The organism is Pantoea deleyi, from assembly GCF_022647325.1.
Lineage (GTDB): Bacteria > Pseudomonadota > Gammaproteobacteria > Enterobacterales > Enterobacteriaceae > Pantoea > Pantoea deleyi.
Map to the genome: position 1 here is coordinate 1,453,833 of NZ_CP071405.1, position 14,722 is coordinate 1,468,554.

A 14,722-nucleotide genomic window follows, 5' to 3' on the forward strand; every position below is an offset into this window, starting at 1 on the left:
ATCAGCATATTCATTCGGCCAAAGATAATCAGCATCGTGGGAGCTGTAACCCAGGGGCGGTAGCGTGCTCTGAAAACGCTTATGATTGTCTGCTTTTTATTCAGGCGCCTATGCCTCAGATAGCTTGTCAGGAATAACACGTTATGAAAATACTTATCACTGGTGGTGCAGGTTTTATCGGTTCAGCGGTTGTGCGTCACGTTATCAACAATACCAACGATGAAGTGATAAACGTTGATAAACTCACCTATGCTGGCAATCTTGAGTCTCTGAAAGAGGTGAGCAGCAACCCACGTTACACCTTCAGGCAAATCGATATCTGCGACGGTCAGGCTATCTCTGCTGCACTCAACGAGTTCCAGCCAGACGCCATCATGCATCTGGCAGCAGAAAGCCATGTAGACCGTTCCATCACCGGTCCGGCGGAATTCGTGCAGACCAACGTGGTAGGTACATACGCTTTACTGGAAGCCAGTCGCCAGTACTGGAGCGCACTGCCAGAAGCGCGTAAAGCTGCATTCCGTTTTCATCATATTTCCACGGACGAAGTCTACGGCGACCTGCCACATCCGGACGAAATGGACGGCGAGTTGCCACTGTTTACCGAAGAGACGCCGTATGCCCCGAGCAGCCCATACTCGTCAACCAAAGCTGCCAGTGACCATCTGGTCCGCGCATGGGGCCGCACCTATAAACTGCCAGTTATCGTGACGAACTGCTCGAATAACTACGGTCCTTATCACTTCCCGGAAAAACTGATTCCTCTGATTATCAGCAATGCCCTGGAAGGTAAGCCATTGCCTATCTATGGCAAAGGCGATCAGATTCGAGACTGGCTCTATGTCGAAGATCATGCGCGTGCGCTTTATACCGTTGTTAAGCATGCTAAAACCGGCACCACTTACAACATCGGTGGACATAATGAAAAGAAAAACATCGATGTCGTAATGAAAGTATGTGAACTGCTGGACCAGCTGCGCCCTAAAGCGACCTCCTACCGCGACCAGATTACCTACGTTCAGGATCGCCCGGGCCACGACCGCCGTTACGCAATCGATGCCGCTAAGATTGAAAAAGAGTTGGGCTGGAAACCGGAAGAGACCTTTGAAACTGGCCTGAAGAAAACCGTTGAATGGTACCTGAACAACTCACAGTGGGTTGAGCATGTGAAGAGTGGGGCTTACCAGAACTGGATCGAACAAAACTACGAGAAGCGTAGCTAATGAATATTCTGCTTTTTGGTAAAAATGGACAGGTGGGCTGGGAACTTCAGCGTGCACTGGCACCCTTAGGCAATCTGACTGTTGTTGATCGCCATTCCATTGAATACTGTGGTGATTTTGAAAATCCACAGGGTGTGGCTGAGACGGTTCGCAGAATTAAGCCTGCAGTGATTGTAAATGCGACAGCTTATACCGCTGTCGATAAAGCCGAATCCGAAGAGGACAAAGCACGTCTGATCAATGCAACGTCCATCAAAGCGCTGGCTGAGGCCGCTGAAGAAACCGGCGCATGGTTGATCCATTACTCAACTGATTACGTATTTGATGGTTCAGGCGCAGAGCCCTGGTCTGAAGAGGATCCGACGGCTCCTTTGAATATCTACGGCCAGACAAAGCTGGAAGGTGAGCAGGCCATCGTCCGCAGTATGACGAAATACCTCATTTTTCGGACCAGCTGGGTGTATGCCGCAAAAGGTAATAACTTTGCTAAAACCATGCTGAAACTGGCGAAAGACCGGGAGACGCTGTCAGTCATTGACGATCAGTTTGGTGCGCCCACGGGCGCTGAGTTGATCGCAGACAGTACGGCGCACGCCATCAGAGTGGCCATTAACAATAGTGGCGTTGCAGGCATTTATCATCTCATTGCCGCTGGCGAAACGACCTGGCATGCTTACGCTTCTAAGGTTATTGCGTTCGCTAAACAGCAAGGCGTTGAACTTAATGTTCAGGCAATCAATCCTGTACCGACCAGTGCATTTCCTACGCCAGCCAGACGGCCTGGTAACTCCCGGCTCAATACTGCTAAGTTTCAGCGCACCTTTGGTTTGACCTTGCCTGACTGGCAATTGGGTGTTGAACGCATGTTGATTGAGACTCTTATATAATTAAACAGGCTGCGATAGTGACCTGACCACGTAAGGCTAAATTGTGAAAAAGAATAAAGGTATTATTCTGGCGGGTGGCTCCGGAACCCGCCTCTACCCTGTAACAATGGCAGTGAGCAAGCAGTTACTCCCGGTTTACGATAAACCCATGATCTACTATCCGTTAAGCACTCTGATGCTGGCGGGCATTAACGATATTCTGATTATCAGTACGCCGCAGGATACGCCACGCTTCGAAAGTCTGTTAGGTGATGGCTCACAGTGGGGTATCTCCATTCAGTATAAAGTGCAGCCGAGCCCGGATGGCCTGGCGCAGGCGTTCATCATTGGTGAAGAGTTTATTGGTGACGATTCAGTCGCACTTATTCTGGGCGATAATATTTTCTATGGGCACGATCTCTATAAGCAGCTGGAGACGGCATCCGTAAAAGATGATGGCGCAACGGTTTTCGCCTACCATGTCACTGACCCCGAGCGCTATGGCGTGGTGGAGTTTGACAGCGAAGGCAAAGCGATCTCACTGGTTGAAAAACCTGAGCATCCACGCAGCAACTATGCAGTAACCGGACTCTATTTCTACGACAATCGCGTCGTTGAGATGGCAAAAAATCTCAAGCCATCACCGCGCGGTGAGCTGGAGATTACGGACATTAATCGGATCTATATGGAGCAGGGCAAACTTTCTGTTTCTATTATGGGACGTGGTCATGCCTGGCTGGATACCGGTACGCATCAGAGCCTGATGGAAGCCAACAACTTTATTCAGACTATCGAATCACGCCAGGGTTTAAAAGTGGCCTGCCCGGAAGAAATTGCCTTCAGAATGGGTTTCATTAATAAAGAGCAATTACAGGAACTGGCCAAGCCTTATTTGAAAAATGAGTATGGCAAATACTTAATGGCGCTGGTGGAAGGGCGTTTATAATGAAGATTATTGATACTAAGATTGCTGATGTAAAAATTATTGAGCCTAAAGTGTTTGGCGACGAGCGCGGTTTTTTTCTGGAAACGTGGAATCAGCAGAAATTTGAAGAACAAGTTTCACCAAGGACTTTTGTTCAGGATAACCACTCGAAATCTTCAAAAGGTATTTTACGTGGTTTGCACTATCAGACTATGAACACCCAAGGCAAGCTAGTACGTGTTGTTGCAGGGGAAGTCTACGATGTGGCAGTTGATATGAGGAGGTCGTCACCGACTTTTGGGCAGTGGGTAGGCGTGTATCTTTCTGCTGAAAATAAGCGACAGCTATGGGTACCAGAAGGGTTTGCTCATGGTTTTTATGTGACATCTGAAAGTGCCGAGTTTGTCTATAAATGCACTGATTACTACAATCCACAACATGAGCATTCTTTGCTTTGGAATGATTCAGAACTGAATATCAATTGGCCGATTTCTGAAGGTGATAGTCCTGTTCTGTCCGCAAAAGACATGGACGGAACAACACTATCACATGCAGTAACATTTGATTGATTCCTAAAACTAAGGATGAGTTTTTTACTCATCCTTTTTTATATAGCTAATGATGATGAGCAATAATGGTAAAGTAAGTATTCTGATGGGTACTTATAATGGAGAAAGATACTTAACCGAGCAACTTCAGTCAATTGCTTCACAAACATACACTAACTGGAATCTGATTATTTCCGATGACGGATCGACAGATAGAACCTGTGAGATCATTGAAGAGTTTTCGTTAAAATATCCGGACAAAGTCGTAATTCAAAAAGGTCCAGGGAAGGGGTTTGCAGCCAATTTTCTCTGCATGCTTCAACGCAAAGACATAGATTCTGAATTTTACGCTTTCTGCGATCAGGATGATATCTGGCTGGAAGATAAACTTGAAGTCGCTGTTTTTAAGTTAAATTCAATATCTCAAAGTGAATATAGATTATATGGATCGCGTACCCAGCTGATTGACTCAAATGGAGAATTCATTGGCCATTCGCCATGCTTTACAAAAGCTTTTAATTTTAATAATGCGCTTTTGCAGAGCTATGCTGGTGGAAATACAATGGTATTCAGTCGAGGGTTGAAGGAGCTATTTGAAAAGCTGCCTGCAGATTTAAAGATCGTTTCTCATGATTGGATTCTTTACGTTATATGTAGCGCCATGAATGGTAATGTCATTTATGATCGGGAACCAAAAATCCTCTACAGGCAACATGAAAAAAACCTGGTTGGGAGCAATACAGGTCTATTATCAAAGTTCACCAGATTTAACAGGCTCTTTTCTGGAGAATTTAAAGCCTGGAGCGAAATGAATTGCGAGGCAATAGATAGCATCAAAGATAAAATGCCCTATGATAATCAAATCACATATCAAAGGTTTTGTTCACTGCGAGATGGCTTGTCAAAAAGAACTATTAGTTTCTTAAAAGGTAAGTTCTATCGGCAAAGCTTCGTTGAGACATGTGCTTTTTTTGTCATGAATGTATTTAAAAAATTGATTTAACCATTGATGGTGTAAATATGAAACGAATTATTTATATGATTGTCAGGTTTTTTCTGAAAATTGCTATATACTGTTATTATGGTGTTTTATCGATTCGTGATGACATCAAAACAAAAAAATATACAGATGTAAAGATCAAGACTGACTTTAACGGTGGCAAGGTTATGCTCCTTGCTCTTTATGAAAAATCCTCGTTAAGGACTGATACCCTTGAATTGTTGAAAGAAGCTAAACGAAACAATGTCTTTGTTATTGCGGTCAACACATTAAAGCTTGAGGAAGTCAATTTTCCAAATGATTTAACTGATGTTTACATTGAACGCGATAACTATGGCCGGGATTTCGGTAGTTATAAAGCTGGGATGACATACTTCTTCGAAAATAACTTTCAGACGAAATGTGGAAGGCTTCTAATTATTAACGACAGTGTATTCTTTTCAAAGTTGGGGCTGTCTGAATTTGTCAAAAATCTGTTTGAGACTAAAGTTGAAGTGTTGGGTGCAACAGAGAATAGTCAGCACTCACATCATTTAGGCTCTTTTTGCATTTCTGTTGGTGAAAAAATAATCAGGAATGGCAAGTTTAAAAATTTCTGGTACGAATATAAAGCATCAAATGTCAGACCATTAGTCATCAAGCGCGGTGAGTTTGGTTTAAGTAAACTTCTCAAATCCCTTGTCAGCTCTGAACAGGAATTTAAGTCACTCTTTAATATTTCTTTTATGGAGCGTAAACTTAGAGAAGATCTTGAGTTTTATAAAAACTATTACTACTACCGCCGCGAAGGTGTCAGGGGATGGGCTAACCGTTCAATAACCGGTATGCTTGTTAATGACGAGGTATTGTCTTCATATTACAATCAATATTTAATACAAAACAGAAATTATTCGAAATTGCTCGTCCCCGGTGAAATTCATCCCTCTTCGAAGATTCTGGTTAATGATGCAGAGACATCGAAAGATGAAAATGTTGATTACCTTAATGTTGTGAATTTTTTCAGGACTTATAGTAATGACGAAACTTTCCTGGATAGTCAATTCAAACAACGTGTAGTCGCCCTCTACCTTGATGAATTTACGATGGGTTCTCAAATCCATATCAACTGTCTCGCACTGCATCATGTGGGCCTGCCGATTATAAAATTGGATTTGATGTTCCGTTGCGTGTGTAGCATGAACGATATTATTAAGCTTCGAGATCAACTTGATGAATCTCAACAGGAGGAATTTATGACGTTGATGCTTGCTCGCCTGTGTGGTGATAGATTCCTTGTCGGTTTAAATCGTCTTGCATATCAGTTTGGGATTTTGTGATGTCAAATAAACAAAAGTCGGTTGGGTGGGATGATTTCACCTCCGCATTAAAGAATTTTCATGTCGTGAAAGTCATGGGTGGGCAGGACATCCGCATGCGGTATAAACGCTCTAAAATGGGGCCGTTTTGGATTACCATCAGTATGGCGGTGATGATCACCACCATGGGGTTAGTATTCGGCAACTTGTTTAAAACCAATGTTAAGGAATTTCTACCCTATCTGACTTTAGGCTTGATTACATGGACATTTATTCAAAGCTGCATATCTGAAGGCTGTGATGCTCTCATTTCGTCTGAGGGTATTATCAAGCAACTGCCTGTGCCTTTGCATGTTCACGTAATGCGAGTAGTGTGGAAAAATTTATTAATATTCCTCCATAATATTGTTATTTTTCCTCTGGTGCTGCTTGCAGTGCAAAAAAGCGTGAGCTGGACTGTATTGTTAGCAATACCTGGGTTCTTTCTGCTTGTATTAAATCTCACTTGGATACTAATGGTACTTTCTATGATTTGTGCGCGCTTTCGTGACATGACACAAATCGTAATGAGTATTATGCAGGTCATATTTTATCTGACTCCAGTAATCTGGATGCCTAAGTTGCTGTCGCATAGTTCGGCTGCTATCTTGTTAAATTTCAATCCACTTTACCATCTTATCGATTTAGTGCGCAGCCCATTATTAGGCCAAGTGCCGATGACGAGCAGTTATATCACAGCAGTTGTAATGGCAATATTGGGTTTGGCTTTTTCGATTGCAATGACCAGTAAATTTAAATATCGCGTTCCTTATTGGGTGTAATTCGATGGCAACTATCAAATTTGAAAATGTAGGTATCGATTTTCCTATATTCGATGCAAGGGCAAGATCTATCAAAAAGAACTTTATTAATTTTGCTACAGGCGGAAAGGTTGGCCAGCATGATGGTAAAGTAGTTGTTTCTGCTCTGAATAATCTTAATTTTGAGATTAAAGATGGGGAGCGGGTTGGTTTAATTGGTCATAATGGTGCGGGTAAAACCACGTTGTTGCGTATGTTTAGCAAGGTATATCATCCAACAAGTGGTCAGGCTACTATTAAAGGTGATATTGGTTCATTAATTTCAATTTCATTAGGCATCAATCAGGAGTTTACTGGTAGAGAAAATATATACATTCGTGGTGCACTCTTGGGCCTGAAAAAGAAAGAAATTGATGCACGAATTGATGAAATCATTGATTTTACTGATTTAGGCGATTTTATAGACATGCCGGTCAGAACATACTCATCAGGTATGCAAATGCGACTCGGCTTCAGTGTTAGTACAATTTTTACTCCAGAAATTTTGCTGATGGATGAATGGTTATCTGTTGGAGATGAAGGTTTTAAAGAGAAAGCAGAGACGCGTTTAACAAACATTATAAACTCAACTAAAATTTTGATTTTAGCCAGTCACAGTAACGAGTTATTGAGAAAGACCTGCACCAGAATTTTATGGCTGGAACATGGTACTGTTAAAATGGATGGTACACCTGATGAAGTGCTGCCACTCTATTTTAAATCAAATATAAAAAGAGGCGATTTATTAGCCAATGCCTAGTCTTGCGCATTTTGGTATTTGATCATCGCACCATTCACTACCTAAAATGCAGATAGATGGGTTAACATATTTGCCACTTCAGTCACAAATCTTAGTTTGTGATGGTAACTTCAGACAGGAGTAGATGATGTCCAAGCAACAGATCGGCGTTGTAGGTATGGCAGTGATGGGCCGCAATCTGGCTCTTAACATTGAGAGCCGCGGTTACACTGTTTCTATCTTCAACCGTTCACGCGAAAAGACTGACGAAGTCATCGCCGAAAACCAGGGCAAGAAACTTGCTCCTTTTTACACCGTTGAAGAGTTTGTCGACTCGCTGGAAAAACCTCGTCGTATCCTGCTGATGGTTCAGGCGGGTGAAGCGACCGATAAGACTATCGCCTCACTGACCCCTCATCTGGATAAAGGCGACATCCTGATCGATGGCGGTAACACCTTCTATAAAGACACCATCCGTCGTAACAAAGAGCTGTCTGATCAGGGCTTCAACTTCATCGGCACCGGCGTCTCTGGCGGCGAAGAGGGCGCACTGAAAGGCCCATCTATCATGCCTGGCGGTCAGAAAGAAGCTTACGAGCTGGTTGCGCCGATTCTGGACAAGATTGCTGCACGTGCGGAAGATGGCGAAGCCTGTGTCGCTTACATCGGCCCGAACGGTGCGGGTCACTACGTGAAGATGGTGCACAACGGCATCGAGTATGGCGACATGCAGCTGATTGCAGAAGCTTATGCTCTGCTGAAAGGCGCGCTGGGTCTGAACAACGAAGAGCTGGCTGAAACCTTCACCGACTGGAACAACGGCGAGCTGAGCAGCTACCTGATCGACATCACCAAAGATATCTTCACCAAGAAAGATGAAGAAGGTAAATACCTGGTTGATGTGATCCTGGATGAAGCGGCAAACAAAGGTACCGGTAAATGGACCAGCCAGAGTTCTCTGGACCTCGGCGAGCCCCTCTCCCTGATTACCGAATCCGTTTTCGCCCGTTACCTCTCTTCGCTGAAAACCCAGCGTGTTGCCGCCTCTAAAGTACTGAGCGGCCCTCAGGCACAGGCCTTTACCGGCGACAAAGCGGAGTTTATCGAGAAAGTTCGTCGTGCGCTCTATCTGGGTAAAATCGTCTCTTATGCGCAGGGCTTCTCACAGCTGCGCGCGGCGTCAGAAGAGAACAACTGGGATCTGCACTACGGCGAAATCGCAAAGATTTTCCGTGCTGGCTGCATCATCCGCGCCCAGTTCCTGCAGAAGATCACCGATGCGTATGAAGCGGATGCTGGCATTGCTAACCTGCTGCTGGCACCGTACTTCAAGGATATCGCAGACCAGTATCAGCAGGCGCTGCGTGATGTGGTCTCCTACGCTATCCAGAACGGTATCCCGACGCCAACCTTCTCTGCAGCGATCGCTTACTATGACAGCTATCGTTCAGAAGTTCTGCCGGCCAACCTGATTCAGGCCCAGCGTGACTACTTTGGTGCGCATACCTATAAGCGCATTGATAAAGAAGGTGTGTTCCACACCGAGTGGTTAGACTAAATTTCTACTTTATAAGGCTTCGTTATGAAGCCTTATTTTTTGTTGAACTAAAATATTTTTCAACTATTTTCATTTAAGTAACATTTTCGCTACTTTAACTCCCAACCTTCGACTTTTTTAAGTATGAGCAATTTAAGCAATAAATAATATAGGCTACCTAAGTCTCAATTATTTGTATGCTAAGTTTTGGATTTTAAGGATAGAAATGAACTCACCAAAAAAAAGTATTTCTCCATCGTTTGATGTATTTAATGATCTGCAAATAACCTCTGAAAATACAAATCATTATCCTAATTACTCAATGAATACAATATCATTCATGAGTCCCATTGAACTCACTCTCTCTGCATGGCTGGAGCATATTCCTTTTGCATTTTGGTTGATTAATGCTCATAAACCTCGTGTGTTAGTTGAACTTGGTACACACTATGGCTCTTCATATTTTGCTTTCTGTCAGGCTATAAATCAGTTGAATCTATCCACAAAAACCTATGCTGTCGATATGTGGAAAGGGGACGAGCACGCAGGTTTTTATGGAGAGAATGTTTATAATTCAGTGCTGTCGCACAATAATCATTTGTATTCTCGATTTTCTACACTTATGCGCACATCTTTTGATGAAGCTTCAGAGCACTTTACTGACGGCGAAATAGATCTGCTGCATATTGATGGCTATCACACTTACGAAGCAGTGAAAAACGATTTCAACGTATGGCTTCCTAAATTATCCAACCGCGGTGTTGTAATAATCCACGATAGCAATGTACGCAAAGCTGATTTTGGTGTTTACAAGTTTGTGGCTGAACTGCGAGAGAAATATCCCTGTTTCGAATTCTCACATGGTCATGGTTTGACGATTGTCGGAGTAGGTACAGATCAAGATGCCGCGATGCTTCAACTTTTTGCTGCCGATAGTGATGCAGTCAAAGTCAGGCATATCCAGACAATTTTCTCAAGGCTAGGCAAAGCTTGTGCCGATGAATACAAAGTAAAAATAAATAGCATCGATCATGAACGTCAAAAAGCAGAGCTTAAAGATGCTTCAGCTAAGATAAAAGATGGATTGGAAAAATTAAACGATCTAAAAGATCAAAATACTGATCTAGAAGCCGTTCTCTCAGAACTTCGTCAGAGTCTTGACGTCAGACTGGATGAAATGGACACTTTGAAACAGGAATTGGTAAAACTTCAGGAAAATAATTTATTAGTTAATGGTCAACTTACCATTAGAGATGAAGAGATACATGCAATTTTGAATTCCACATCATGGCATGTAACTAAGCCGCTCAGATTTTTCAAACGTGTCGTAAATTTTCTAATCAGAAAAGCGCGTTTCAAATCTTCAGAGAACCCGGAAAAAGTCAGTGGACATCCGTTGCCAGTAGATGAACAGGTTATCCATTTTGACAGCCAATGGTATCTCACGACCTATTCTGATATTGCCGATTCTGGGGTTGATCCTTACGAACATTATCTGGAACACGGTCGTCATGAAGGACGCTATCCATCTAAAGATGCGCTGAAAAATGCCGTAGCTCCCGATTTAGATGAAGAATGGTATCTTACAACCTATTCTGATGTCAGAAGCGCAGGTCTTAGCGCACTACATCATTATATAAACTATGGCCGTGTAGAGGGACGATTCTCTTCATTGGCTAAGCTATTCGCTCAGGACTTTGATGAGAAATGGTATGTTGAAGAGTATCCTGATGTAGCAGCTGCTGGTATTGAGCCATTAGAACATTTCCTTTTATACGGCTATGCCGAAGGTCGCAAGCCTTGCGCGATGCCACGTATGCTGGAAGCGCCCTATTTTCGATACGGACCTTCAGAATATGGTGCTAAAGATGCGCCACTGATGATAGACGCTGATGTAAGTTTAAATAATAATTTTAAGCAAAAGGTTGCTGTTCATTTACATCTTTATTATATCGATCTGGCTGAAGAGTTTGTCAGTTATCTTAATAACATACCTGCTAAATTTGATCTGTTTATTTCAATACCTGAAGGAAAATATCAAATTGAAGATTGCGAAAAGATTTTCGCTTCTTCATTGCGAAACCTGAATGCGATAACTGTTAAAGAAACCAAAAATGTTGGCAGAGACATTTATCCATTTATTGTTGTGTTTGGGCGCGATCTGCTTGCTTACGATTTAGTTCTTCATATACATTCAAAAAAATCACCGCAATCTAAAACAAGAGGATGGCGTAGATTCCTCCTTCACTATACTCTTGGTAGCAAAGCTATCGTTACGCAGATTCTGAACGCGTTTGATGAAGAAAAACGCCTGGGTGCTTATTTCCCAGCTTATTTCCATGCAACTACCCGCCAACCGTTATGGGGTGGGAACAGCGCTATAGTTGAAAGGGAACTGGAAAAACTGGGTTTTGAATATAACATGACTCATTGCCCGGATTATCCAGCCGGCTCATTCTTTTGGGCAAGACCTGAGGTTTACAGGCCCGTATTAGACGGAAAATATCAACTTAGTGATTTTGACGAAGAAAAAGGTCAGTTTGATGGCACCCTGGCTCATGGATTTGAGCGATTATTCGGTGTCTTGCCTCTGGTGCAAGAATATAAAACGAAGATAAGTTTTGTTGATCGAGATTATCGACTTTTAAACTACTTTGATAAAGAAAGGTTTGCTACTTCTGAAAAGAAAACCTTAGCTCATTTCGAACAAGATCGTACGGCTGATATTGCGGCTTACCAAAAAGAAAAAAGTGAGAGAGTACATAAAAAGGCTAGCATTGCTCTCGTTACCGCTATTATCGGTAATTTCGATGCGCTTTTTATACCAAAACATCTTGAAGGTGATGTCGACTATTACTGTTTCTCTGATACATTATCAGATGGCTATGGTGTCTTTGATATTTTTAAGCCTCCATATATTGATGCCGATCCGCGTCGAACAGCACGTTATATAAAAACTAATCTCATGAAATATTTTCATGACTACGATTATGTTGTCTGGATCGATGCAAATGTTGAAATAAATGTCAAAGTCTCTGAGCTTGTTCTGAGAGTGTCAGATTCATCCCATTCTCTGGGAGCCATTCAGCATCCAGTCAGAGATAATTTATTCCAAGAGGCCGAGGAAATTCTCGCATGGGATCTTGATGACGTAAGTGTTGTAAAAGAGCAAATAGCCCGATATGAGTACATACATAATCTTCGCTCTGAACCATTAATTGAGAGTAATGTCTTGGTTATGGATGCGCGTGATGAAAGAATCCATAATTTCATGCGTATCTGGTGGAATGAGATAAATAATTATAGCCGGCGGGATCAGCTCAGCATCGGCTACGCTTTGAAAGAAGCGGGTGTAACGTGGCAACCTCTTTTAGAGGAACAGCAGTCAACACGAGATTCGCATGAATTTGCATTATTTCGTCATGGAATCAATGACTGGGGGCCTAAGCCACACATCTATTCTTCATGGTACAAACCTTGCACAAAACAGACGCATGATATCAATCCCGTGATATCTGATGACTCAGCTGCAATGCAGCTTAATCTTGATATTGTAATTTGTATTCATAACGCTTTAGAGGACGTTCGTGCCTGCCTTGATTCGCTTGATGGCGTTTTATCAACAGCAAATATTATTTTGGTGGACGACGCTTCTGATGATGAAACCAAAATATTTTTGGAAAAGTATGCAGAGCATAACCCTGTAACGTTATTGCGTCAGAATGAGCGTCTTGGCTATACTAAAACGTCAAACAATGGGATTCGCGCTGGATACAGTGAAAATGTTCTTCTGCTTAACAGTGACACTATTGTTCCGCCAGATTCATTGAGTAAGCTTTGTACAGCACTAAATAATCAACCCAACTTAGGCGTAGTTGGACCATTATCTAATGCAGCAAGTACTCAATCAGTTCCATCAATAAAAGGGACTGCAGGACAAACTGCAATTAATGCGTTACCTGAGAAATTATCTCCCGCCGAGTTAGATTCCTACTTTGAAAAAAATTGGGATCATGAGCTTGTCAGAGTTCCGTTGGTGCACGGTTTCTGTTTTATGGTTAAGCGAGCTATATTCGAGCAGGTGGGTTTATTCGATGAACAAAGCTTCCCGCACGGTTATGGGGAAGAAAACGACTTTTGTTTCCGTGTTGCGGATGCAGGCTTCGATTTAGCCGTACTGACAAATACTTATATTTATCATGCCAAATCAAAAAGCTATGCCAGTGATGAACGTGTGCGTTTGATGGATGAAGGTATGAAAGCTCTCGTTCGTAAATATTCTGTTCACAGGATTCAGCGCTCTGTTTCAACTATGCAAAATCACCCTAAGCTAGAAACAGCCCGAACGCTGGCACAAAAACTCTACGATCTGCACAGTGATTAATAGGGTTAATCACTAAGTTGTCACTGCTCTAAAGCGCCTGAATAAATGATGTTCAGGCGCTTTAACATTATCCTACCAGCAAATCCCCGCTCCGAATCTCCCGCTCACCCGCCAGCCTCACCACCAGCATGCCCGCCGTTGCAAAGCGTACCCAGTGTCTCGCATAGAGAATACCGCCATACTCGGCGACCAGCGGCGTAATGTGATCGGTCACGGGATCGACAATCTCAGCAACCACTTCACCAGGCCGGATCAGCGCGCCCAGCGGCTTACGATGCAGGATCAGCCCCGACACCGGCGAGTGAATATATTCACAGCCCGCTAACGGCGTCGGCGGATTTTTCAGGGCAGGGGAGGAGGCCGACGTGCCTTCGCTGTGACGCTCCTTAATCACGCCCGTCTCGCCCGGCGCTTCCGCTGCCTCAGGCACGGTCAGACCGATGGGGCCATCATTGATCGCCACCACATCATCGCCCGCCGCATTCGCCGGCACCAGCTCATCCCCGCCAATCACCGGCGCAGCTACCTCCACGGAAATGGCCGGTTCGCTATAGGCGATATAGCCGCCTTCCTGCAGTGCCGAAATAATTGCATCGGCATCTTTCTCCGCCTGCTCAGGCGAAACATCCCGCACGCCACGCAGCTCCAGCGTCACCGGCAGTAAACCGCGCGGCATCGGATAGGCCGCGCCAAAACGTTCCGCCAGCGTCAGCCAGGGCTCACAGCAGGCTTCATCGAACGGCTCACCGCCGGAGATCTGCGCCAGCAGCTGCACCTCGCTGCCCAGCCAGCGCGCCAGCGGCTCAATCTCCGGCCAGGCATGCGGCGTGGTGTAGAGATGTGGCACGGCTTCCCAGTCGCAGTGCAGATCAATCATCAGATCCGCCTGGCTGGCCATCCGCATCAGCGTATAGCGCTGCGCATCCAGTTCGGTTTTTGGCACGGTGTCGCGATAGTGGCGATCGATCGCCTCGCGGATCAGGCTTCGGTTCTGTGACTCGCTCTGTGTCAGGCTGTCAGCCAGAGTGGTCGCCAGGGTCGCGCCCAGAGAGGGAAAGCGGCGGTTAAAGTCCTGACCAGAGAGCGTATGGTATCGGCCGAGATGGGTGCCGTGCCAGTGCTGTCCCAGCGCCAGAGGATTGGCAACCGGTACGAGGGTAAAGCCGGCTTTAAGCTGTCCGGCGGACTCCAGCGCCTGCAGACGCTGCTTTAAAAACCAGGCCACCGCCATCCCGGGCAGTTCATCGCCATGCAGCGCAGCCTGAATATAAACCTGACGTTCGTGATCCCCGGCAAAGTGGAAACTGATGATTTCACGCTGGGTGCCTAAAGAGGCGCTTAACAGTGGATGATGTTGTTGATGCAT

At 44.3% G+C, this 14,722-nt stretch carries 11 protein-coding genes; 10 read left to right on the forward strand and 1 reads right to left on the reverse strand.

Annotation, left to right across the window (positions count from 1 at the left end; genetic code table 11):
- The first annotated feature begins 143 nt into the window (after positions 1–143).
- From rfbB to J1C59_RS06845, 10 genes are all read left to right on the forward strand, one after another.
- On the forward strand, positions 144–1,223 hold the full coding sequence (gene rfbB / locus J1C59_RS06800; RefSeq protein ID WP_128084181.1) for a dTDP-glucose 4,6-dehydratase: 1,080 nt from the start codon (positions 144–146) through the stop codon (positions 1,221–1,223).
- Positions 1,223–2,110, forward strand: coding sequence for a dTDP-4-dehydrorhamnose reductase (gene rfbD, locus J1C59_RS06805; RefSeq protein ID WP_128084182.1), 888 nt, complete (start codon positions 1,223–1,225; stop codon positions 2,108–2,110). Before rfbB ends, rfbD begins: the two co-directional genes overlap by 1 nt.
- A gap of 43 nt (positions 2,111–2,153) precedes the next feature.
- Complete coding sequence (gene rfbA / locus J1C59_RS06810; protein WP_128084183.1) at positions 2,154–3,035, forward strand: glucose-1-phosphate thymidylyltransferase RfbA; 882 nt, start codon at positions 2,154–2,156, stop codon at positions 3,033–3,035.
- Entirely contained in the window at positions 3,035–3,583 is a 549-nt protein-coding gene (gene rfbC / locus J1C59_RS06815) for a dTDP-4-dehydrorhamnose 3,5-epimerase (protein ID WP_140917215.1), read from the forward strand. The genes rfbA and rfbC overlap by 1 nt, the downstream gene beginning before the upstream one ends.
- Positions 3,584–3,668: 85 nt before the next feature.
- Positions 3,669–4,565, forward strand: a complete 897-nt coding sequence (locus J1C59_RS06820) for a glycosyltransferase family 2 protein (protein WP_158086859.1) — start codon at positions 3,669–3,671, stop codon at positions 4,563–4,565.
- A gap of 17 nt (positions 4,566–4,582) precedes the next feature.
- A complete protein-coding gene (locus J1C59_RS06825; protein WP_128084185.1) occupies positions 4,583–5,878 on the forward strand; it encodes a rhamnan synthesis F family protein in 1,296 nt (431 codons plus the stop codon).
- The gene (locus tag J1C59_RS06830) at positions 5,878–6,678 is read left to right on the forward strand and encodes an ABC transporter permease (RefSeq protein WP_128084186.1); all 801 of its coding nucleotides are present in this window, start codon (positions 5,878–5,880) and stop codon (positions 6,676–6,678) included. The genes J1C59_RS06825 and J1C59_RS06830 overlap by 1 nt, the downstream gene beginning before the upstream one ends.
- A 4-nt stretch (positions 6,679–6,682) precedes the next feature.
- Positions 6,683–7,456, forward strand: coding sequence for an ABC transporter ATP-binding protein (locus J1C59_RS06835; RefSeq protein WP_128084187.1), 774 nt, complete (start codon positions 6,683–6,685; stop codon positions 7,454–7,456).
- 127 nt (positions 7,457–7,583) lie between these two features.
- Positions 7,584–8,993, forward strand: coding sequence for an NADP-dependent phosphogluconate dehydrogenase (gene gndA, locus J1C59_RS06840; protein ID WP_128084188.1), 1,410 nt, complete (start codon positions 7,584–7,586; stop codon positions 8,991–8,993).
- Between the two features lie 205 nt (positions 8,994–9,198).
- Positions 9,199–13,356, forward strand: a complete 4,158-nt coding sequence (locus tag J1C59_RS06845; RefSeq protein ID WP_242281368.1) for a rhamnan synthesis F family protein — start codon at positions 9,199–9,201, stop codon at positions 13,354–13,356.
- A gap of 67 nt (positions 13,357–13,423) precedes the next feature.
- Here the strand turns inward: J1C59_RS06845 and J1C59_RS06850 are convergent, their stop codons facing one another.
- Entirely contained in the window at positions 13,424–14,722 is a 1,299-nt protein-coding gene (locus tag J1C59_RS06850) for a succinylglutamate desuccinylase/aspartoacylase family protein (protein WP_128084190.1), read from the reverse strand.

Excerpts from the sequence above, each read along its gene's own strand:
- rfbB (WP_128084181.1), top strand. The coding sequence starts at position 144 with ATGAAAATACTTATCACTGGTGGTGCAGGTTTTATCGGTTCAGCGGTT.
- rfbD (WP_128084182.1), top strand. The coding sequence starts at position 1,223 with ATGAATATTCTGCTTTTTGGTAAAAATGGACAGGTGGGCTGGGAACTT.
- rfbC (WP_140917215.1), top strand. The coding sequence starts at position 3,035 with ATGAAGATTATTGATACTAAGATTGCTGATGTAAAAATTATTGAGCCT.
- J1C59_RS06820 (WP_158086859.1), top strand. The coding sequence starts at position 3,669 with ATGGGTACTTATAATGGAGAAAGATACTTAACCGAGCAACTTCAGTCA.
- J1C59_RS06825 (WP_128084185.1), top strand. The coding sequence starts at position 4,583 with ATGAAACGAATTATTTATATGATTGTCAGGTTTTTTCTGAAAATTGCT.
- J1C59_RS06830 (WP_128084186.1), top strand. The coding sequence starts at position 5,878 with ATGTCAAATAAACAAAAGTCGGTTGGGTGGGATGATTTCACCTCCGCA.
- J1C59_RS06835 (WP_128084187.1), top strand. The coding sequence starts at position 6,683 with ATGGCAACTATCAAATTTGAAAATGTAGGTATCGATTTTCCTATATTC.
- gndA (WP_128084188.1), top strand. The coding sequence starts at position 7,584 with ATGTCCAAGCAACAGATCGGCGTTGTAGGTATGGCAGTGATGGGCCGC.
- J1C59_RS06845 (WP_242281368.1), top strand. The coding sequence starts at position 9,199 with ATGAACTCACCAAAAAAAAGTATTTCTCCATCGTTTGATGTATTTAAT.
- J1C59_RS06850 (WP_128084190.1), bottom strand. The coding sequence starts at position 14,722 with ATGCATCAACAACATCATCCACTGTTAAGCGCCTCTTTAGGCACCCAG.